Annotated in this window: 15 protein-coding genes; 5 read left to right on the forward strand and 10 right to left on the reverse strand. The window is 52.9% G+C overall.

Annotation, left to right across the window (positions count from 1 at the left end):
• Window positions 1-741: 741 nt before the first annotated feature.
• Window positions 742-1,797, reverse strand: coding sequence for a cytochrome c3 family protein (locus BLQ17_RS19105; RefSeq protein WP_092225757.1), 1,056 nt, complete (start codon window positions 1,795-1,797; stop codon window positions 742-744).
• A gap of 519 nt (window positions 1,798-2,316) precedes the next feature.
• Complete coding sequence (locus BLQ17_RS19110) at window positions 2,317-2,946, reverse strand: HAD family hydrolase (protein WP_092225777.1); 630 nt, start codon at window positions 2,944-2,946, stop codon at window positions 2,317-2,319.
• A gap of 598 nt (window positions 2,947-3,544) precedes the next feature.
• On the opposite strand from BLQ17_RS19110, the gene BLQ17_RS19115 reads away from it, so the two are divergent.
• Both BLQ17_RS19115 and pta read left to right on the forward strand, forming a co-directional pair.
• Window positions 3,545-4,063 carry a GNAT family N-acetyltransferase gene (locus tag BLQ17_RS19115; RefSeq protein ID WP_092225758.1) on the forward strand — a complete coding sequence of 173 codons (519 nt, stop codon included), beginning with the start codon at window positions 3,545-3,547 and terminating at the stop codon, window positions 4,061-4,063.
• A gap of 377 nt (window positions 4,064-4,440) precedes the next feature.
• Complete coding sequence (gene pta, locus BLQ17_RS19120; RefSeq protein WP_092225759.1) at window positions 4,441-6,576, forward strand: phosphate acetyltransferase; 2,136 nt, start codon at window positions 4,441-4,443, stop codon at window positions 6,574-6,576.
• Between the two features lie 96 nt (window positions 6,577-6,672).
• Here the strand turns inward: pta and BLQ17_RS19125 are convergent, their stop codons facing one another.
• Both BLQ17_RS19125 and BLQ17_RS19130 read right to left on the reverse strand, forming a co-directional pair.
• Entirely contained in the window at window positions 6,673-8,043 is a 1,371-nt protein-coding gene (locus tag BLQ17_RS19125) for a tRNA nucleotidyltransferase/poly(A) polymerase-related protein (RefSeq protein WP_092225760.1), read from the reverse strand.
• A gap of 9 nt (window positions 8,044-8,052) precedes the next feature.
• Window positions 8,053-9,042, reverse strand: a complete 990-nt coding sequence (locus BLQ17_RS19130; protein ID WP_092225761.1) for an NAD(P)H-dependent flavin oxidoreductase — start codon at window positions 9,040-9,042, stop codon at window positions 8,053-8,055.
• 274 nt (window positions 9,043-9,316) lie between these two features.
• On the opposite strand from BLQ17_RS19130, the gene hisS reads away from it, so the two are divergent.
• Together hisS and aspS are read left to right on the forward strand one after the other, a co-directional pair.
• Window positions 9,317-10,570, forward strand: a complete 1,254-nt coding sequence (gene hisS / locus BLQ17_RS19135; RefSeq protein ID WP_092225778.1) for a histidine--tRNA ligase — start codon at window positions 9,317-9,319, stop codon at window positions 10,568-10,570.
• Between the two features lie 27 nt (window positions 10,571-10,597).
• Window positions 10,598-12,385: an aspartate--tRNA ligase gene (aspS, locus tag BLQ17_RS19140; protein WP_092225762.1), complete on the forward strand. Its 1,788-nt coding sequence runs from the start codon at window positions 10,598-10,600 to the stop codon at window positions 12,383-12,385.
• A 62-nt stretch (window positions 12,386-12,447) separates the two neighbouring features.
• On the opposite strand, the gene BLQ17_RS19145 is transcribed toward aspS, so the two are convergent.
• Genes BLQ17_RS19145 through BLQ17_RS19155 form a run of 3 tightly spaced genes read right to left on the reverse strand, consistent with a single transcriptional unit; the run spans window position 12,448 to window position 16,490 of the window.
• On the reverse strand, window positions 12,448-13,554 hold the full coding sequence (locus BLQ17_RS19145) for an AI-2E family transporter (RefSeq protein ID WP_092225763.1): 1,107 nt from the start codon (window positions 13,552-13,554) through the stop codon (window positions 12,448-12,450).
• A gap of 16 nt (window positions 13,555-13,570) precedes the next feature.
• Entirely contained in the window at window positions 13,571-15,751 is a 2,181-nt protein-coding gene (locus BLQ17_RS19150; protein WP_092225764.1) for an LUD domain-containing protein, read from the reverse strand.
• Window positions 15,744-16,490, reverse strand: a complete 747-nt coding sequence (locus BLQ17_RS19155; protein ID WP_092225765.1) for a (Fe-S)-binding protein — start codon at window positions 16,488-16,490, stop codon at window positions 15,744-15,746. The genes BLQ17_RS19150 and BLQ17_RS19155 overlap by 8 nt, the downstream gene beginning before the upstream one ends.
• Before the next feature lie 176 nt (window positions 16,491-16,666).
• Here BLQ17_RS19155 and BLQ17_RS19160 point away from each other — a divergent pair, with 176 nt between their 5' ends.
• On the forward strand, window positions 16,667-17,632 hold the full coding sequence (locus tag BLQ17_RS19160) for an ABC transporter substrate-binding protein (protein ID WP_092225766.1): 966 nt from the start codon (window positions 16,667-16,669) through the stop codon (window positions 17,630-17,632).
• Between the two features lie 16 nt (window positions 17,633-17,648).
• Here the strand turns inward: BLQ17_RS19160 and BLQ17_RS19165 are convergent, their stop codons facing one another.
• The 3 genes from BLQ17_RS19165 to BLQ17_RS19175 form a co-directional block, all read right to left on the reverse strand.
• A complete protein-coding gene (locus tag BLQ17_RS19165; RefSeq protein WP_092225767.1) occupies window positions 17,649-18,074 on the reverse strand; it encodes an iron-sulfur cluster assembly scaffold protein in 426 nt (141 codons plus the stop codon).
• A gap of 39 nt (window positions 18,075-18,113) precedes the next feature.
• Window positions 18,114-18,539 (reverse strand): bacteriohemerythrin, encoded by a 426-nt coding sequence (locus BLQ17_RS19170; RefSeq protein WP_092225768.1) that lies wholly within the window; start codon window positions 18,537-18,539, stop codon window positions 18,114-18,116.
• Window positions 18,540-18,732: 193 nt separating this feature from the next.
• Complete coding sequence (locus BLQ17_RS19175; protein ID WP_092225769.1) at window positions 18,733-20,019, reverse strand: citrate synthase; 1,287 nt, start codon at window positions 20,017-20,019, stop codon at window positions 18,733-18,735.
• Window positions 20,020-20,053: the final 34 nt, after the last annotated feature.

A 20,053-nucleotide genomic window follows, 5' to 3' on the forward strand; every position in this document is an offset into this window, starting at 1 on the left:
CATTATTTCAATAGATTAAGTTCATACTTCATATTAAATGTTTACGAAAGATGATTTTACCGAATGGCGCAATTTCAATGACTTAGATTTACATCGGGAATAGCTGGGCAAAACAAGTTGGTAATCGGGCTAAAGAACTATCTGAAAAAATGCGGAAAGGGTGAGCGATGATACTGATAGCCAAGAAAGAGCACTACCGGAAAATGAATGTAATGGATACAAGAGGATTGATCCGTGGTGGCTAAAGTCAGGGGAATCAAGACACTATGACGAGGAAGAATGAGAAATTGTTGAGTTGCTCAAGGCTGCTTAAAAGGAGGGCCTGATCTGAACTATTTTAAATTAAGTCATTGTTTATATATGTTTTTATTGATGACACTGCTGCCAAATTCCACTGTTAAGAAACCTTGGGGCATGTTTGCCTCAATAAAACGTCGCAATCCCTGTAAATACATGTTGAGAGAGCATCCTTCGGGACGCTGGGGTCGGAGGTTCAAATCCTCTCTTCCCGACCATTTTCAAAGGGTTTCAGCCGATTGGCTGGAACCCTTTTCTTGTTGAAAGTGATATCAACTGTTAATAGACACCCAGTATTTAATACTGAAAGTATTTAACCAAGCTCTTGAGCACTACGCTTGGTGCGATGAACTCAGACCTGTCTCTTTCGCCGAAAAATGAAAACACCCGCAAAGGCAGTAGGCATTGCGGGTGTTTCTTTTTTATTAGATTCTACGGGAAGTATTATTTGTTGCCGTGAAAATGCGTTGCGTACTTTGACGCCCATGCTTTGTCCCTACTGCCGTGACAACTCAGGCAAGTATATTCCACTGTCACAAAACCCTTGGCGTAGGTAGTTTTTTTGCCGTCTTTTTCAACCTCTTTGAACATATTGGCATCTGCTGCGGTATTGATCTTGACAATATGTGTGCGCACATCTCCAGTGTAGCTGGCAACACTTATTGCCGATTTGCTGGCCTTTGGCATATGACACTCGATACATTCCGTCCCCTGTTTACCGTGTAACGTCGCTGCATAGCTTGCAGCGATATCTCCATGGCAATCAGCACAGAGGTTCTTTTTCACTAAAATAGCACGTTCATGGGGATTATGGCACTCTACACAAGAGAGGTCTCCGTGGGCACCTGCTTTCAACTCATTAATCTGCTCGTGGTGACGGATAAAACCCTTACTTGCGGGTGGTTCTGGACCGGTACCGCCTCGTTGATGGCATTTGCCGCATAAGTCCACTTCAGTGATTTTCTTGATTGTTGTTTTTACCGGATTGCGAAGATGCTCCATGCCGGGGCCATGGCATTCCTCACATGTGATCCCATCTTCCGCCCAGGTACCTACCATGCCCTCCAGGTTGTCTTGATGTCCTTCTGGTGAATAGGCGGTCATATGACAGGGACCGCATGCATAGGGTTTCTTTTCTCCCTTGTGGTAAAATGACCAGCTTCCATCCTCGATGTTGTACTGGGTTTTTGCTTCAGAGCCGTCCTTGGCTGCTGTGATAATAAAGCCATCCTTATCTATAAATCTGGCTTTTTTATTGGCTCCTCCTATGACGTATGAGATATCGTCCCAGCTGTATCCCGGTGGCAGTGGTAGTTTTGCATATCTGGCTTTTTCAACCTTGCGAAGTTTCCAAGGGTGCCCCGATGCCTGCCATTTATTGTACTGTTCGGAGTGACAGTCGAAGCACTTCTCGGAACCAACATAGTCATTTGCGAAAGTGGTAGATGATAATAAAAAACAGGAGTTTAACAAGATAAACAGCAACAGTTTTAAGTTCATAGTGCCTCCTTTACAAGTTTATGTGTAGCATGCTGAATCGGTTCTGTCTGTCCGCTATTTACCCTTAGCTAAGCGGGCAAACCTATAACACAGGATACTACATTGTAGGATATGACTGCTAATCTATCAAATGAATCTATGGAATTGTGAATAAAAAATGATTGATTTGAGTCTGCCGGCAACCAGGCCAGCGGGCAAAAGGTCCGGCGATATTTTTATTTTATGCAATGCGAGTACTACCGCTTTCCTGGTTTCATCAAACCATCACTAGTATTGTTCCAATACCGAATATGTTGAACCCACGACTGCAGCCAAGGTGAGTGGGGGAATACTCTCAGGATTACAACGGCAGCAGACGGTGCCTTTTCTTGCTCAACTTCCGGCCCCTTTTGCAGGATGATCGCCGTGGCCAGGATTGCTTCTCCGGCGGCTTATGGCGTGGTCTTCTGCCGTTGCGGGTCGGCTGGCCAACGGTGAAATTTGGTGTTTAACCGACAGGAACCCGGATATTCCAACCTCTCATAAGCTGCCGACACCGAATCCATCACGGATGAGATGTTGCCTGAGGTCCAGGGCGTCGGTGAAATGGATTGTATGAAAGCCCAGGTTGTCGGCGGCCTCCACATTGGCTTTATTGTCGTCTATAAACAGGCACTGTTGAGGTTTCTTGTCGATTCGTTCGAGCAGTAGTTGGTAAATTTCAGGGTTGGGCTTGAGCAGGCCGACCTCGCCTGAGACCACAATGGTTTTAAAGCAGTTGAAAAAGGCGAAACGTTTCCTGACAAGATCAAAATTTTCCGCAGACCAGTTGGTCAGGGCGTAGAGTTCGACACCGGTCCGGTGGAGTTGCTCCACTAACTTCACGGTCTGCTCAATCGGGCCTGCGATGAACTCAGCCGAGCGTTGGTCCCAGGCAGTTATCAATTCCGCATGGTCGGGATAGATTGTAGTGAGCTCGCTTACTCCTTGGGCCGCACTCAGCCCGGCTTCGAGCCTTGCGTTCCACTGCGGTGAACAGATATCCGTAAGAAACGTTTCCATTTCCATTTCATCGGTGAATAATTTCCGGTAGAGATGGCGTGGGTCCCAGTCGAGAAGCACCCCGCCGATATCGAAAATAACGGTATCGGGTCGGTTGGGTCTGTTCATCGTGAAAATGGTCAGGTCAGAGTATGTGTTGAGTTTAAAAAGGTACCAAGGCAAAACAAAACGTCGCCGGTTTTTCCTGTTATGGCAGTACCGGCAAGGCTGCGGTTATGGCTGGCAGCCCAGGATAGTTTCTCTTTATCTGCAGCTGCTTCTTCGCGCCCGGCCCCGCAAATATTTCAGCTCTGTTAAGACGTTTGGCGTAGCTGATCTTGCTGGTGACTCGACGGTTCGCGCCATCATCTCGATTATATCACCATCTCTTGCAACAGCAAGTCCTGCCGGTTGTTGCGTGGTTGCTAAAGCGCATGTCATAGCCGGGCGTGGACAGGAGGGGGCCTCAAGACACCATGCTTTTGCCGGGGATCATTGCCGGTACTGGTCACGCGAAGCAATGAAAAAAATCCTGTACTCACGACATTGTTGTAGTTAAGGTGTCGAAAATATTCTATAATAATGCACATGTGTTGAGTTTGTAATGCCAACTTTGCCGGGGCGATTCGGGGAGTGGGCGATCATTCTTTCTTTGTGTCCCGTGGTCGACGCTTTGTCTGTCCGGAACCGTGAAAACGCTTTTGCATAAAAAGGGAACAGATTGGTTATGTCGAAAAAACCGGAGGTAATTATAAGAAAAGAGAGAAGTGAAGATGCTGAGGTTATAGCCGCGGTGACGATCGCCGCTTTTAAAACTCTTGCCATAAGCAGCCACACCGAGCAGTTCATCGTACGCGCCCTGCGGGATGCCAAGGCGCTCACCGTATCCCTGGTTGCGGAGATTGGCGAAAAAATTGTCGGGCATATCGCCTTTTCGCCGGTGACTGTTGCCGATGGTACCGGCGGCTGGTACGGGTTGGGGCCGGTTTCCGTGTTGCCGGATTATCAGCGCCAGGGGATCGGCATGGCAATGATTAACGAGGGGCTTGGCATTCTCAAGGAGGCTGGCGGCAAAGGATGTGTACTGGTGGGAGATCCCGCTTATTACAACCGGTTCGGTTTTATCAACCACCGGCAGCTGGTGTATGAGGGGATCCCGCAGGAGTTCTTCCTGGCGCTGCCGTTTGGCAGGGAGGTGCCCCGCGGTTCAGTCCTGTTTCATCCTGGATTTCAGGCCGTGGCCTGAACAGGGTAAAACCGCAGCCAAGCATTGGTGTCGTCCCCGCAGGTTGGACTGCAGGGGTGAAAGGGATGTTTTGGCGGTATGGGGGCGGAAGATTAGAGAAGTACTTTGTCTATATAAAATATCTTTAAAAAACAGATTCTTAAAACTGGTCAGCGATAAGTGCCTACAATAACTCTAGTTAAAAGGAGACCTTGATTTTACGTGAAAATTGTAAAGAGGAAAGCTGGCAAAACAGGGAGTCGTCAGGTATACTCGCTAACCCTGATAGAACCCGGCGTATGATAAGAAGACGCATTATGCGCATTGCGGGGCTGTAGTCGATGTACGGGACCTGGCCGTCCTGTCATCATGACTTGAGATGTAAACAAGAGAAAGTCATGGCAAATAAATTATATGTAGCTGGAACCGAGGTCCGGACGGGAAAATCGGCGATTATTCTCGGCCTTATGGAGTTGTTGACCAGAAATATCAAAAAGGTCGCATTCTTTCGTCCTCTTATTGAGGACTGCCCAAACAAGGGAAGAGACAACACCATCAATCTTGTCAAGTCGCAGTACAATCTCTGTTTCAAGTATGAGGAGATGTATGCCTACAGCGTCAGCGAGGCGAGCCAGCTCATTGCTCTTGGCAAGTATGAGGAGATGCAGGAGGGAATTCTCGCCAAATTCAACAATCTTGCGGAGCGAGCGGATTTCGTTCTCTGCGAGGGGGCCGAGCTTGAAGGTGCGACAGCTTCTTTTGATTTCGATATCAACGTTGATATCAGCAATAACCTCGGAGCCCCAGTGCTGCTGGTCGCCGGGGGGCGGGGCAAAACCATCGACGAACTTGTACGGTCGATAAAACTGTACTACGAATCGTTGTCGGAAAGGAGCTGTGACATTGTCGGTACCATCGTGAACAGGGTCTATCCCACTGCTGTGGAAAAGGTCCGGACGCAGCTGCTAAAAGATGATATTGTCGGGAAAAAACTCGTCTATATTATCGCCAATGACGAGAACCTTGGCAACCCTTCGGTGGGGGAAGTGGCCCGGCTGCTCAATGCGGAGATTCTCTACGGGGAAAACAGCCTGACCCGGCATGTCAGGAGCTTTACCATTGCCGCGATGCAGTTGCGAAATCTGCTGGAAAGGATCGATTACGGAACGCTGATCATCACCCCGGGGGACCGCTCCGATGTTATCCTGGCCTGCCTTGCGGCGGTTGAGTCGATGACCATGCCGAATATTTCCGGAATTATGCTGACCGGCGGACTGGTGCCCGAAGGGTCGGTCCAGAAGGTGATCGAAGGGTTCAGGGATTCCGTGCCGATTATCGCCGTCAATGAAAATACCTTTGAGTCCGCGATCAGGGTGGACAATATTCATGCGGCTATAACTCCCGACAACACCAGGAAAATTACCCAGGCCCTGGCGGTGTTTGAGCGGCACATCGATATGGATGAGCTCAGTGACAAAATCATCAAGTCCAAGTCGACCATAGTTACCCCGAAAATGTTTGAGTCGCAGCTGCTGCAGCGGGCCAAGATGGACAAGCAGCATATCGTTCTTCCCGAGGGGGAAACAGACAGGGTGCTTAAGGCTGCGGAAATTCTCCTGCGGCGTGAAGTCGTCAATTTGACGATTCTCGGCAGAAAAGAGAAAATTTACGATCGAATCAGCAGTCTGGCCCTCCACCTTGAAAAGGCGATGATAATCGACCCGCGACAGTCCGAATATCTCGATGATTATTCCGAGACCTACTACCAGCTGAGAAAAGACAAGGGCGTTACCCGGGATGTTGCCAGGGATCTGATGGTGGACCTGAACTATTTTGGAACCATGATGATCTACAAGGGGCATGCCGACGGCATGGTCTCGGGTGCGGCGCACACCACCGCCGATACGATTCGTCCGGCCTTTCAGTTTATCAAGACCAAGCCGGGGTGTTCCGTTGTCTCCTCCGTTTTCCTCATGTGTCTCAACGATAGGGTGCTGGCCTACGGTGATTGCGCGATCAATCCCGACCCGACCGCCGAGCAGCTCGCGGAAATTGCGCTCAGCTCGGCCAAGACCGCGGTTCTTTTCGGGATAAAGCCGCTGGTGGCGATGCTTTCCTATTCTTCCGGCCACTCAGGGAAGGGACAGCAGGTGGAAAAGGTGAGGCTGGCGACCCAGATTGCCAGGGAAAAAGCCAAGGCCATCGGTTCCTTTCCCGGTCTGGAGATAGAAGGGCCCATACAGTACGACGCGGCGGTGGATATGGAGGTCGCCAGGACCAAGATGCCTGACAGCAAAGTGGCCGGCAGGGCGACTGTCTTTGTGTTTCCCGACCTGAATACCGGCAACAACACCTACAAGGCGGTACAGAGATCTGCCGGAGCGGTAGCCGTCGGTCCCGTTCTGCAGGGGCTGAGAAGACCGGTAAACGATCTTTCCCGGGGGTGTTTGGTAGCCGATATAGTCAACACGGTCGCCATTACCGCGGTCCAGGCCCAGGCGGAGAAAAAAGAAGCGCTCGAAAGCTTAAAATAATAACGCTTGCAAGTGAGTGGTGCTGCACCGGTGGGTAGCACCACTTGTTGAACCTCTCGCCCGGTTCTGTTCTGCGTGCGGTCTAGGTGCCAGTCGCTATTTTCTGAAGCCAAAAACGCCGCCCTTGGTGTTTCTGGCAAAGGCCGGCTTGATTTTCTGACTGTCTGCAGCGGGTTCCGGGTGATTGTCTTTCGGGAGGTCCACGGAAGCAGGCGATACGCCAAGCTGTTCCGGCTTGACCTCGATCCCGGTTGTTGCTTCCTGGTAGATAAGATAAAAGAGCAGGGATTTCTTAAAGTAGCTTTTTCTCTTGAGCCATTTCGGCCAGCCGCCTTTTTGTCTGTTGTGGATAAACTGCGCCAGGTTGAGCAGCAGGTTGACCAGTTCCTGTCTGAGGGATCGGCGAAGGTTGAGATCTGTCCCTATGCTCCGGTCCAGCTCTTCCCTGATCTGTTTGCCCAGGTTAAAAAGAGTGGCACCCTTTCTGAAGGTGCTCAGGAGCTGGTATTTTGCCTGCACCCATGGGATCAGGGTGAGGGCGATAAGAAAAAAGTCTTTCTGCCGGTGGACACCTTGCTCAACACAGAGGTTGTTAATCCTGTCTATGGTCCTGTAGATATCCTCAAGCATTTTTGCCGTCGGGTTGTCCGGGGAGTTGGTGGTGAGGAATTTTTTGTAAAGCGGGAACAGCGAAAAATAGATTTTCGATTTCAGCGCCAGACTGAACCAGGGCGCGGAAGCGCCGCTGTAAAGGTCTTTTAAAAATTCATCGCGCAGTCTTGAAGAGGGGCAGAGGGCGAGCTTTTCGCTGCCGGCACAGATGGCGTTCCAGGTTTTCTCTTCTATGGAAAAGTTGTTTCTCGCCCCGTGCCGGATGGCCCGCATCATTCGCACCGGATCTCTGGATATTCTCTTTTCCGGGTCCCCAACAATCCTGATTATCGCTTGTTCGAGATCCCTGCTTCCGTTGACGTAGTCGATTATGGTGTGGTTGTTTATTTCGTAGAAAAGCGAATTGATGGTCAGGTCTCTTCGCCTGGCGTCTTCATGCAGGGTGCCGAAGGTGTTGTTGGGCGCCAGTACCGTCTCGGGGCCGTCGAGATCGTGTTCGCTCATGGAGCGAAGGGTGCTCACCTCGATGGTTTTTCCGCCCTTGAAGAAGACCTGGACAAGCCTGAAACGCCGGCCTATGGTGTTGCTGTGGGGAAAAAGTTTGCGCAGCTGTCCCGGGCGGGCGTCGGTGCTGATGTCAAAATCCTTGGGGGTTTTGCCAAGATAGAGATCGCGGACTCCCCCGCCGACCAGGTAACCGGAAAACCCGGCCTTGTCAAGTTTTCTAAGAACAAACAGCGCGTCCCTGTCGATCTGACTTTCGGTTATCGGGTGGTTTTCCGGAGCAATGATAACAGCCGCGCAGGAGCCCTGGACGGCTTCCTGCGCTGGATTGTCCTGCGAAGATGGTGACATGACTGAGGGTCAGGAGGAGAGAGGGTTGAAGCCGATTCCTTCCTTGTAAACGGATTCCGCCTGTTTCTTGAAACGCCTGAATATTTCGGCCACCGGAAGTATCTTGTTCATCTTGAACGTGTTTTCGCCGCTGAATACCAGTCCTTCATTGACGTTGCCGTCCTTTGCCAGCATCAGTCTCTCGTTGATGCAGTAGTGGTGGTCGCATTTTTTCAGGCACAGATGCGGACATTTCTTGGTGCTCATGTCTTCGCCTGCATTCATCTTTCTGACAAAATCGGTATTGATAGCCCTGCCCGGCAGACCAACTGGTGAGGTGGTGATGACAATATCTTGCTGTCTGGCGTTGAGAAATGCCTGCTTGTATTCATCGGCGACGTCGCACTCTTCGCTCAATACGAACCTTGAAGCTATCTGCACTCCGTCGGCGCCGTAGGTGTCCATCAATTCCGCCATTTCGTAACCGTTGGTGATGCCGCCGGCGGCGATGAGGGGAATCTTCTTGATGACTTTGCGGATGAGCGGGAAAATCTCGCGAAGGGGCTTGTCGGTTCCAAGATGTCCGCCCGCTTCCTTGGCTTCGACAATAACCGCCGATGCCCCGAGTTTTTCCGCCAGCTTGGCAAGGGTCGGGGAGCTGACGATCATAACGATCGGGGTGTTGTGCTCTTTGCCGATTTTGAATATATCGCGGGAGAAACCAGCTCCGGTTATAATCATGTCTACCCCGGCATCTATTGAGCTCATGACCAGGTTGTAGAAATCCTTCATCGCGTACATTATGTTCACCGCGATGATGCCGTCGGTGGCCGATTTAGCTTTTATGATATCTTCATGGAGCTCTTCGGGTGGGATGCCTGAACCGCCGATGACTCCGATGCCGCCGCAGTTTGCTACCGGGATGGCAAGGGCTGAGGTGGAGACGCGGACAGACATTCCTCCCTGGATAAGCGGGAATGAAGCTTTGAGGTTAGCAATGTTAAGAGAAGGTAACTTCATTGATTTGAGAACTCCTTTTAAAAGATCTGATAAACGTACGAGAACAGATAATGCACTTCTTGTCCCTATTTGTCAAGGAAAGGATCATGGTAGGAATAGTAAAAATATTACGGAATTGTTTTTATGATCTCGCTGTTTTGTCAGGAAAATTTTGAGATCGGCACCGGTATTTTTCGGGCACTTGCTTGACAAAGCAGGAAAATTGCGGTTAAATTCGAGATTTTTCATTTGCACTGAATCAGCAGAACGGCCACTTTGAGATTTGGAGATTATTTTGAAGATAAAAGCTCTAAAAGGGTTTAAAGATATTGTCCCCGATGAAATTGAACTGTGGAATTTCATTGACAAGACCGCAAGAAGCGTTTTCGAGCGGTTCAACTTCAGCGAAATCAGGATGCCGATCCTGGAGGCGACGGAGCTTTTTGCACGCTCTATCGGCGAGACCACCGATATCGTCGAAAAAGAGATGTACACTTTTCCCGACAAGAAGATAACCATGAGGCCGGAAGCGACGGCCTCGATGCTGCGGGCCTACATAGAGAACGGTCTGTATGCGAAAAAGCCGGTACAGCGTCTTTTTACCATAGGACCGATGTTTCGTCACGAACGTCCGCAGAAAGGCCGTCTCAGGCAGTTTCACCAGCTTGATGTCGAGGTGCTGGGCTCTGAGAACAGCCTGGTCGATGCCGAGCTGATGGCAATGGGAGCGCTGTTTTTTAATGAACTCGGCATAGATGTCAGCCTTGAGCTCAATTCCCTCGGGTGTCCTGAATGCCGGCCGGGATACAGGAAGATACTGATCGATTACATAACAACCCGGCTGGACAACCTGTGCAGCGACTGCAAGCGCAGGGCGCACACCAATCCCCTGAGAGTGCTTGACTGCAAGGTTCCCGGATGCCGGGAGCAGATCAAATCCGCGCCGTCGGTACAGGATCATCTCTGCCAGGGGTGCCGCACCCATTTTGACAATGTGCAGAAGGGGCTGGAAATGCTGAATATAGAGTACAGCCTCAACAAGTTCATGGTACGCGGTCTCGACTACTACTGCAAAACCACCTTCGAATTTATCACCGGAGACCTGGGGGCACAGTCGGCGGTCGCCGCGGGGGGGCGCTATGACGGCCTGATCGAGGAGCTGGGCGGTCCCAAAAACTCACCCGGCATCGGCTTTGCCATGGGTGTGGAACGCATAGTTCTTCTGTTGCAGCAGCAGAAAAGTGTTCTGGAATCTGCAGAAATCGATCTGTATATTGCCGGGATCGGGGAGCCGGGGGCGCTTTCCGGGTACCGGCTGGCCCACCAGCTCAGGAAAGAGGGCTGGTCGGTTGCCATGGACCACGAAGGAAAGAGCCTCAAGAGCCAGATGAAGCAGGCGGACAAGGCCAATGCCCGTTATACGCTGATCATCGGCGAGAGTGAGCTGGAAAAAGGCAAGGGACTCCTGCGGGATATGAAAAACAGGGACGCGGAACAGGTGGACGTCGAGCTGTCGGCGACTGCCATCGTCAATCGCCTCCAACAATAACCTACTACTTTAACATACGTAAACACAATGGAATCAATGGGACAATTACGCCGGACTCATTTTTGCAATGATCTCGGTAAGGAAAATATTGGGGAAGCGGTAACCCTCATGGGCTGGGTCCTGCGCAGACGTGATCACGGCGGGGTAATCTTTATTGATCTTCGCGACCGGGACGGCATTACTCAGATTGTATTTAATCCGGAGGTAAACCCAGAGGTTCACGCCAAGGCGCACCAGCTGCGCAGTGAATGGGTGCTTGCGGTTAGCGGCAGGGTCGAAGCCAGGCCTGGCGATATGGCCAACCCCAAACTTGCGACCGGAGAGATTGAAATCCTGGTGGATGAACTGAGGATTCTCAACTCCAGTGAAACCCCGCCGTTTCCACTTGATGAAGAGGTCGAGATTTCCGATAATCTGCGGCTGCAGTACCGGTATCTCGACCTGCGGCGTCCTGAGATGACGGCCAACCTTGTCATGCGGCACAAGGCGGTCCAGACGATCCGCAATTATCTCAATGACAACGGGTTCCTGGATATCGAGACTCCGATGCTGACCCGCTCCACCCCCGAGGGGGCGCGGGATTACCTGGTGCCGAGCCGGGTGAACGGCGGAAAGTTTTATGCCCTGCCCCAGTCGCCGCAGCTTTTCAAGCAGCTGCTGATGGTTGCCGGCATGGACCGCTATTACCAGATTGTCAAATGTTTCCGGGACGAGGACCTGCGTGCCGACCGTCAGCCTGAGTTCACCCAGATCGATATGGAGCTCAGTTTTGTCGATGAAGAGCAGGTGATGCAGGTGAACGAAGGGATGATCGCCGCTCTGTTCAAGGAAACGCTGGGGCTCGATTTTACACCACCTTTCCCGCGGATGACCTACGACGAGGCGATGAACCGTTTCGGTACCGACCGGCCGGATCTCAGGTTCGGCATGGAGCTGGTCGACCTGACCGCCATCGCCGCGGCCTGCGACTTCAAGGTGTTCAGGAGCGTGGCTGAAAAAGGCGGAGCGGTTCGGGCGATCAATGCCAAAGGGTGCGCGACGTTCACCAGGAAAGAGCTTGATGTCCTCACTGACTGGGTGACCCAGTTCGGCGCCAAGGGGCTTGCCTGGGTGAAGATAAAGGAGAACGGCGAATGGCAGTCGCCAATCGCCAAGTTCTTCACTGAAGAGGAGCGAAACACCATCGCCAAAGCGACCGACGCAGTTGAAGGCGATCTGCTCTTCTTCGGCGCCGACAATGCAAAAATAGTATTTCAGGTGCTGGGTGAACTGCGGGTTGAGCTGGCAAGACGGCTCGACCTGCTCGACAAGAGCGAGTTCCGGTTTGTCTGGATAACCGACTTCCCGCTCATGGAATACGACGAGAAGGAAAAGCGTTACCAGGCGCTGCATCATCCCTTCACCGCGCCGAAAGAAGAAGATTTGGAAAAACTTGAAAGCGACCCCGCCGGAGTCTACAGCCGGGCCTACGACCTGGTGCTTAACGGTACCGAAATAGGCGGCGGCTCGATCCGTATTCACCGGCGCGATGTCCAGGCCAGGGTGCTTGACGCACTGGGGATCGGCGAAGAAGAGGCGAACGCCAAATTCGGTTTTCTCCTCAGGGCACTCGAACTCGGTGCTCCGCCGCACGGCGGTCTGGCCTTCGGTCTTGACCGGCTGATGATGCTTATCACCGGCTGCGATTCAATCCGCAACGTGATTGCATTTCCCAAAACCCAGAAGGCGACCTGCCCGCTTACCGAGGCGCCCGCCTCGGTATCGCGCAGGCAGCTGACCGAACTTCATATCCGTCCCGACTGGAAAGAGAAGTAAGGTGACACTACGCCCATGCTCTACCGGCATGGGCGTTCCCCCTCTGCCGGCCCGGGCGCTGCTCACCGCTCTTGCCGGTGTTTGTCCAGGGGGGCTCTTTTGCGCAGGATCATTTCCACTCCGGGAAGGTATTCCCTGAAGGTGGCGCCGTACATCTCCCACAGGGTGATGAAGAGGGCGGCGATGATCGGACCGATGATGATCCCGAGGATGCCGAACATGGTGATGCCGCCGAGTGTGCCGAAGAGGACGAACAGGTCGTGCATTTCGGTGTCCTTGCCGACAAGGCGGGGGCGGACCAGGTTGTCGAGATTACCGGCGATCAGTCCGCACACAACCGCCAGGATGATTACCCCGGTAAAATTGCCCATTAGCGCCAGGATGACCAGGGCCGGAAGCCAGATGATGGCCGTGCCGAATGCGGGAACGATCGACGCCACTGCCATCAGCGCGCCCCAGAAGACCGATCCTTCAATACCGGCAAGGGTAAAGCCTACGCCGCAGATGGTTCCCTGCAGAAATCCTATGATCAGGGTTCCTTTCAGGGTGGCCTTGGTAACCGAGGTGAAACGGCTCAGCAGCCGCTGCTCGTTCTTGTCGTCCAGGGGGAGAAAGTAGAGTATTCGCTCCAGCAGGATGTCGCCCATGTTGAGGAAATAAAACATCACGTAGAGCATGATAACCGATGAAAACAACGCCTCTATCGTAACCCTGGTAAACGATGAGAGCGAGTTGACCAGAAAGGTGGTCACCGTGCCGACCATCTCCCCGGCCTTGTGGATGATGACATCGCGGTAGGGCAGGATCTGGTCGTAGAACGGAATCTTCTCCAGATAGACCGACAGAGTGGTCGGCTCCGCAATAAATCCGTGGACCCAGGGCGTCACCGACTGGCCGATGGCGATCGCCTGGGTGATCACGATGGTAATGAGAAAGGCGAGCGGAACCATCACAAGCATAACCATGCCGACAATGATGACCACCGAGGCCAACACCTGGTGTCCGCCGAATTTTCTTGTCAGAAAATGCTGGATCGGCATAACCGTTGCGGAAAACAGTCCGGCCATGAATATCGCCATCAGAAACTGATGGATCATGGTCAAAAAGAGGCCCGATATGAGGACCACCAGTCCCGCCAGGGTGATCTTGGAAACTGTCTCTTTTTTCATCTGTATATCCGGTTGATCATTGGTCGGTTTTACTTTGTTGCCCAGTTGCCGCGAGCGACTCTTCCCCCTGGTCAGGTAGCGCCGGTTCGCCAACGACGATAAGGTGCAGCTCGCGGGGACCGTGGGCGCCGTGTACCAGGTGCGCCTCGATATCGGCGGTTTTCGATGGTCCGGTTATAAACACGAAGCTGTCAGGAATTTTTTTTGTGCCAAGAAGGTCATAAGCGTCCTTGAGGGTGGCGACGACATTGTCTTTGCGGACTACGGCGATATGGATGGACGGCACCAGTGAGGTTGACCTGGGGCATCCAGGACTGGTCAGCTGAACCAGGGTTGCCGATTCGGCAATGCAGTATGAAGGAGCGGTTATGCCGATGAAGGATTCCCCGGTTTTGGCACGCACCTCCTTGTCGGAGGCGAAGGTGGTGTGGACGGTCACCGCCTCCCGGTTGAATTTTTTCCACAGCCGCAACCGGTTGAGGTCGGGATGGTCATGGAGGACGATATGCTTGTTGTGGGAAAATTCAGGATCTTTTGTCCGGACAAGCTCGACGATTATATCGACTGTCTCGGTGTAGGAGGCGGCGCTGTGTACCGAGATGTTCTGATTTGCTGCGTTTTCCTTGAGAATTTCAAGCAGCGGTAGCGGATCAACCGAATTTTCGCTGTAATCCCGGGCAACCGGTTCCGGCTGTTGTGGTTGCCGGCCCGGGTCGGGCTCAGAACCTGCTGCGTGGTGAACCGCCACGCCTGCTGTCTCAGGTGTGTCTGCGTATTTTTCCTTCCAGATCTCACCAAAGGTCTGCCTGGCAATAGGCTGAAGATCCCTGGTGTCGGTCCAGCCCCTGGCCAAACCGCCCAGTGTTCTAACCATCCCGTTCTTTTTGCTGGTAAAAGGACGCTGGATGAGCCGCGCGAGCCGGATGAGGCTACGGTAGATGAAACTGCTGGTGACAACCAGCTGCCACCCGGTGAAGATATAGGATTCCCTGACATTGTGCTGGCGCACATTCCATCGGTTACTGCCGTAGGCCAGGGTGTACCTGAGCTCGCTCAGCATTCGGGGAAGATCGTTTTTTACCGGACATACATCGAGACACGCCCCGCACAGCGTCTCCCCCTTGCACAGGTCGGCATGTTCGTTGACGCCGGATAGAAGCGGGGTGATGACTGCGCCGATTGGTCCGCAATAGGTTGAGTTGTAGGCGTGTCCCCCAATTTTGCCGTAAACCGGACAGACGTTGAGACAGGCGCCGCAGCGTATGCAGGCCAGGACTTCGCGGAATTCCGGGGAGGCGAGGATTTTCGAGCGGCCGTTATCGATAATGATCAGGTGAAACTCCTCCGGGCCGTCGGGGTCGTCTTCTCCCGCCGGTCCTCCAATAAAACTGACATAGGTGGAAAGTGGCTGCTGGGTTGCCGCTCTTACCAGAAGTTCAAGGGTCTCCCGGTGCTCCTCAAAGGTCGGGGCCACCCGCTCCATCCCCATGAAGGCTACATGGATCTTCGGCATGGTGGTCGCCATGCGGATGTTGCCTTCGTTGGAAACCAGGCTGATGTGTCCGGTTTCTGCACAGGCCAGGTTGCAGCCGGTAATCCCCATATCGGCGTTGAGCAGTTTTTCACGCAGCGCCTTTCTCGCGGCCATGGTCAGCGAGGGCGGGTCGTCGGTGTAGTCAATACCCAGTTTTTCGGCAAAAAGTTCGCCGATATCGTTGCGGTCAAGGTGGATGCACGGGGCGATAATATGCGACGGCTGCTGTTGTGCCAGCTGGACTATGTACTCTCCCAGGTCGGTTTCGACGACTTCAATGCCGTCCTGTTCAAGGGCCTGGTCGATGTTGATTTCCATGGAGAGCATCGACTTGCCTTTCACCACGCTCCTGACGCCATTTCGCCTGGCGATTTCAAGGGCGCAGTCTATGGCCTCCTGGCCATCTCCAGCGAAATGGACGTGGCCTCCACGTTTACGGATATTGGAGGCGAGTTGGGCGAGGATAGTGTCGAGGCCTGCAAACGACTCCATGCGGGATTTTTTCACCCTGTCCCGCTTCCCGGGATCCTCCATGTTGCGCCAGTACTTAACCGCTCCCTTGCCGAAGCGGTCCTGGAGCCCGGTAAGGCCTTTCTGCAGGGGTTGCGACTCCAGGGCCTGTTTCGCTTTTTCACTATAGAGACTGCGAGTTTTTTCACCCATTGCGCTCCTCCCCGGTGCCTGCGAGAATTTCCGCTATATGCACCACGTTCACGTCCTCTCCGCGTCTGGTGAGGCGGCCCTTGATGTTCATCAGGCAGCTGACGTCGCAGCCGGTGACAACCTCCGCTTTTGTGGCGAGAATATGCTCTATTTTCTGGTCGACCATCGCGGTGGAAATTTCCGGGTAGTTGACGGCGAAAGTACCGCCGAATCCGCAACATGTATCACTGTCGACCATTTCAATGAAGTTGACGCCCGTTACGTTCTCAAGAAGAAGCCGCGGCTGGGCCTTGATCCCCAGACCCCGGCTGAGATGGCAGGAGTCGTGATAGGTTACGGTGGCGGGGAACCTGCCGCCGCAATCGGTTACCCCGAGCCGGTCGACCAGATATTGCGTGAATTCAAAGGTACGTTCGCCGATCGCACGAGCCCTCTTGATCATCGCCGGGTCGTCGCGGAATAATTCCGGGTAATGGTGACGCACCATATGGACGCAGGACCCGGACGGGCATACGATCACTTCGGCGTCGTCAAATATTTCGATGAACCTTTTGGCCGCCGCCCTTGCGTGGTGCCGATAACCGCTGTTGTAGGCCGGCTGGCCGCAGCATGTCTGGTCTTCGGGATAGCGGTAGCTGATGCCCAGGCGGTTAAAAACGGTGAGCATCGCTTCCCCCGCCCAGGGAAACATTGTGTCGACCAGACACTGGATAAACAGTGAGACTTTTTCTTTTGACATGGTGAATTTCCCGTGCTTCTGGGTGATGGCAACATCAGGCCCGTCGGAGTGCCAGCGGCTGGGACGGGGCCAGGCCGTAATTGTGCTTCTATTTACTTGAAACAATTCCCATAATCTTCTAGAAAGGTCAACAGGAATGTTTTTTTTATAATGAATGCGCGCACAGGGAGAACAACATGAACAGAATTGTCAGGATCGGTTTGCTCGTTGTGATGGCGGGACTTGCGACCATGGCCCATGCAAAAACACCGCTGGTCGCTGTCAGCCAGTTTGTCGATCACCCGGCTCTCAACGCAGTGCTGCAGGGATTCAAGGATGATCTTTTCGATAGCGGGGTCGAGGTAAGGTACAAGGAGTATAACGCCCACGGAAACATGGGCACGGCGGTACAGATAGCGAGCCAGATAGCTTCCGACAGCCCGGACCTGATCGTCGCCATCGCCACCCCCTGTGCACAGGCATGCGCCAAAGTATACGACAAGGCGCCGCAGCTTGGTGACACACCGATGCTTTTCACCGCAATAACCGATCCCCTGGCAGCCGGACTCGTGTCCGACTACGCCAAGCCGGGCCCCCGCATCACAGGGGTTTCCAATCAGATGCCGATGGGTAAGCACCTGGACATGATAAGAAAATTCATGCCCGGGGTAAAAAAGATCGGGGTCATGTACAATAGCGGCGAGGTGAATTCGGTGTCCAATGTGAGAAGACTCAAAGCTGCCGCCGCAGATCGCAATATAGCTATACTCGACGCTCCCGTGACCGCGTCCGCATCGGTATATCAGGCGGCCCGGAGTCTTGTCGGAAAAGTCGATGCCGTATATGTGCCGACCGACAATACGGTTGTCTCCGTACTCGAAGGGGTGATCAAGATTTGTGAACGGACCAAACTGCCCCTTTTCAGCGCAGATACCGATTCGGTTGCCCGCGGATCGATAGCCGCCTTAGGGTTTGACTACTATCTCCACGGCAGGCAGACCGGAGCGATGGCCCGCAAAATTCTTGCAGGAGCGAAACCGTCGGAGCTGCCGGTGGAATTTCAGGAAAATCTCTCTTTTCATATTAATCCCGGCGCAGCAGAGCGGATGGGACTTGCAGTCGACAAAACGCTCATAGAATCGGCGGATAAGCTGCACCGGTAACCGGTAAAAGAGGTTTTCACCTTCTTGGGTAGTTCTGTTTCCACTGTTCCTTCTGTCTTTTGTTGTAATCGGTGAGGGCATTGTAGAATGCCCCCACAGCCAGCTCGGCACAGTGGAAATGATCGGCGGGAAGAGTCTTGAGATAATCCGATACGTTCTCGGGCGTGAGTTCCCAGCCGTCGGCAAGGGTTCTGCCCTCCATGAGAAAGGATACGGTATTGCCGCAGGCAACCGTGTTGGCGCAACCGTTCACCCTGAAGGTGACCATCTGCAGCTGCGCACCCCGGACCGAGAGAAAAATCTCGATGGTATCTCCGCAATCGCCTGTCCTGGTGCCGTAGCCGTCCGGGTATTCGAGCTCGCCGTACCGCTCGACCCGGGACACCATCTTCTGAAAATTTTCCGAATGTTCCTCGTAGGAGGGATGAGAATTGTCAGCCATTGATCTGTTAACAAAAAATATAAAGGTGGTCTTGGGGGATTATACGGGGCTGTAGGATTGATCGATCCCCTTGCTTTGAAAGAAATCCTTGTATTTCATGTCCTCGGTCAGGATATGATTTATCAGCCAGTTGCCAAGGTAGTCAAGAAGAGCGTTGGAAAGAATATTCGGACCGACATCGGTTGCCGAGAGAAAAGACCTGGTCTTTTCGATAAACTGCTGGTGCTGCTGAGCCTGCCTGTCGGTATAGTGGTAATTATACTCGGTCATCAGGTGCTCTTCGGCCTGAAAGTGGACTTCCGCATAATCGATCATTTCCATGAGCAGCTCGTTGATCAATTTCGGGTCGGTGAGCTTTTTCTGGTCGTCAATGAGCCGGTTGATCATTGACAGCAGCTTCTTGTGCTGCTGATCCAGCTCTTGTACGCCGACACTGAACTCTTTTTTCCAGTTGATGTTTTCCATAATTATTATTTATCTAAGTTGTTGTTATTGCACAAAAGTTGTCTTTGACCAATAACATACCACGCTGTTTGCTCTTTACAAACAAATATTGTCGGCAACATAAGAAAACAACTTTTTTTTGCAGCTGCTACACGCAGATCGCCACCATGAAACCGTGTCATGGCGGCAATCTGGATTGCAGGGGAACATCCCTTTATCGCTGATTCATGGGAATAAACGGATGCTCGGTATTGCCGGTGTAAATCTGCCGGGGACGGGAAATCCGCAGATGGTGGTCGTGGAGTTCCTTCCAGTTTGCTATCCAGCCTGGCATCCTGCCGATGGCAAACATAACGGTGTACATATCGAGGGGAATGCCGATCGCCCGCAGCAGAATTCCGGAATAGAAGTCGACGTTGGGATAAAGATGCCTGGAGATGAAGTAGTCGTCCTGCAGGGTGATTTCTTCCAGTTCCATGGCGATCTTGAGCAGGTCGTCATCGATCTTGAGCGCGGTCAGCACGTTGTGCACCTGTTTCTTGAGGATGATCGAGCGCGGATCGAAATTTTTATAGACCCGGTGGCCGAACCCCATGAGCCGGAAGTCGTCGTCTTTGTCTTTGGCCCTGTCCAGATAGTAGGTGAGCGGGCGGCCCGATTGTTTGATCGCGTCGAGCATCGAGATGACCGCCGCGTTCGCCCCTCCGTGCAGCGGTCCCCAGAGGGCGCATACCCCGGCGGCAACCGAGCTGAAAAGGTTGGCACGGGAGCTGCCCACTACCCTCACCGTCGAGGTCGAACAGTTCTGTTCGTGGTCCGCATGAAGAACGAGAAACAGGTTCAGGGCTTTGTCGATTTCCGGCGACACCTCATATTCGTTGTACGGATCGGAAAACATCATGTGGAGAAAATTGCCGCAGTAGCTGAGGTTCGGGTTGGGGTGGTTGATCGGTTTTCCCGCCGCCATCCTGTAGGCGAAGGCGGCTATGGTTCGTACCTTGGAAAGGAGCAGGGCTGCGGTCCTGTCGAATTCATCCCCGGTTGTGGGCACATCGAGCACTTCCGGGTGAAAACAGGAAACCAGATTGAGCATTGCCGACAGGATGGCCATGGGCGGCGCCGATTTCGGGAATCCGGAGAAATGGTGCTCGAGATTGGTATGGATGGGGGCGTGTTCGCGTATTCTGTCGGAAAACGATTTCAGCTCGTTCTCGTTGGGGAGTTTACCGTAAAGAATAAGGTAAGCCGTCTCGGTGAATCCGGCTTTGAGGGCGAGCTCTTCTATGGGAATTCCGCGGTACCGCAGAACCCCGTTGGCGCCGTCGACATAGGTGATCGAGGAGTAGCAGGAGCCGGTATTGCCAAACCCGGGATCCATCGTAATATAGCCGGTTTTCGAACGCAACTCCTGGATGTCGATGCATTTTTCATTTTCCGAGCCTGTTATTACATCGAATTCGTAACTTTTTCCTTCAATGTTCAGTGTCGCTTTATCACTCATCGTGGCTCTCCTGGTAATGGGGAATTGGAATTAT

The sequence above is a fragment of the Desulforhopalus singaporensis genome, assembly GCF_900104445.1.
Classification (GTDB): Bacteria; Desulfobacterota; Desulfobulbia; order Desulfobulbales; family Desulfocapsaceae; genus Desulforhopalus_A; species Desulforhopalus_A singaporensis.

Coding starts and splice junctions, on each gene's coding strand:
- pta (WP_092225759.1), top strand. CDS start 4,441: ATGGCAAATAAATTATATGTAGCTGGAACCGAGGTCCGGACGGGAAAA.
- BLQ17_RS19115 (WP_092225758.1), top strand. CDS start 3,545: ATGTCGAAAAAACCGGAGGTAATTATAAGAAAAGAGAGAAGTGAAGAT.
- BLQ17_RS19175 (WP_092225769.1), bottom strand. CDS start 20,019: ATGAGTGATAAAGCGACACTGAACATTGAAGGAAAAAGTTACGAATTC.
- BLQ17_RS19145 (WP_092225763.1), bottom strand. CDS start 13,554: ATGAAAAAAGAGACAGTTTCCAAGATCACCCTGGCGGGACTGGTGGTC.
- BLQ17_RS19165 (WP_092225767.1), bottom strand. CDS start 18,074: ATGGCTGACAATTCTCATCCCTCCTACGAGGAACATTCGGAAAATTTT.
- BLQ17_RS19125 (WP_092225760.1), bottom strand. CDS start 8,043: ATGTCACCATCTTCGCAGGACAATCCAGCGCAGGAAGCCGTCCAGGGC.
- BLQ17_RS19160 (WP_092225766.1), top strand. CDS start 16,667: ATGAACAGAATTGTCAGGATCGGTTTGCTCGTTGTGATGGCGGGACTT.
- BLQ17_RS19110 (WP_092225777.1), bottom strand. CDS start 2,946: ATGAACAGACCCAACCGACCCGATACCGTTATTTTCGATATCGGCGGG.
- BLQ17_RS19150 (WP_092225764.1), bottom strand. CDS start 15,751: ATGGGTGAAAAAACTCGCAGTCTCTATAGTGAAAAAGCGAAACAGGCC.
- BLQ17_RS19155 (WP_092225765.1), bottom strand. CDS start 16,490: ATGTCAAAAGAAAAAGTCTCACTGTTTATCCAGTGTCTGGTCGACACA.
- aspS (WP_092225762.1), top strand. CDS start 10,598: ATGGAATCAATGGGACAATTACGCCGGACTCATTTTTGCAATGATCTC.
- BLQ17_RS19130 (WP_092225761.1), bottom strand. CDS start 9,042: ATGAAGTTACCTTCTCTTAACATTGCTAACCTCAAAGCTTCATTCCCG.
- BLQ17_RS19170 (WP_092225768.1), bottom strand. CDS start 18,539: ATGGAAAACATCAACTGGAAAAAAGAGTTCAGTGTCGGCGTACAAGAG.
- BLQ17_RS19105 (WP_092225757.1), bottom strand. CDS start 1,797: ATGAACTTAAAACTGTTGCTGTTTATCTTGTTAAACTCCTGTTTTTTA.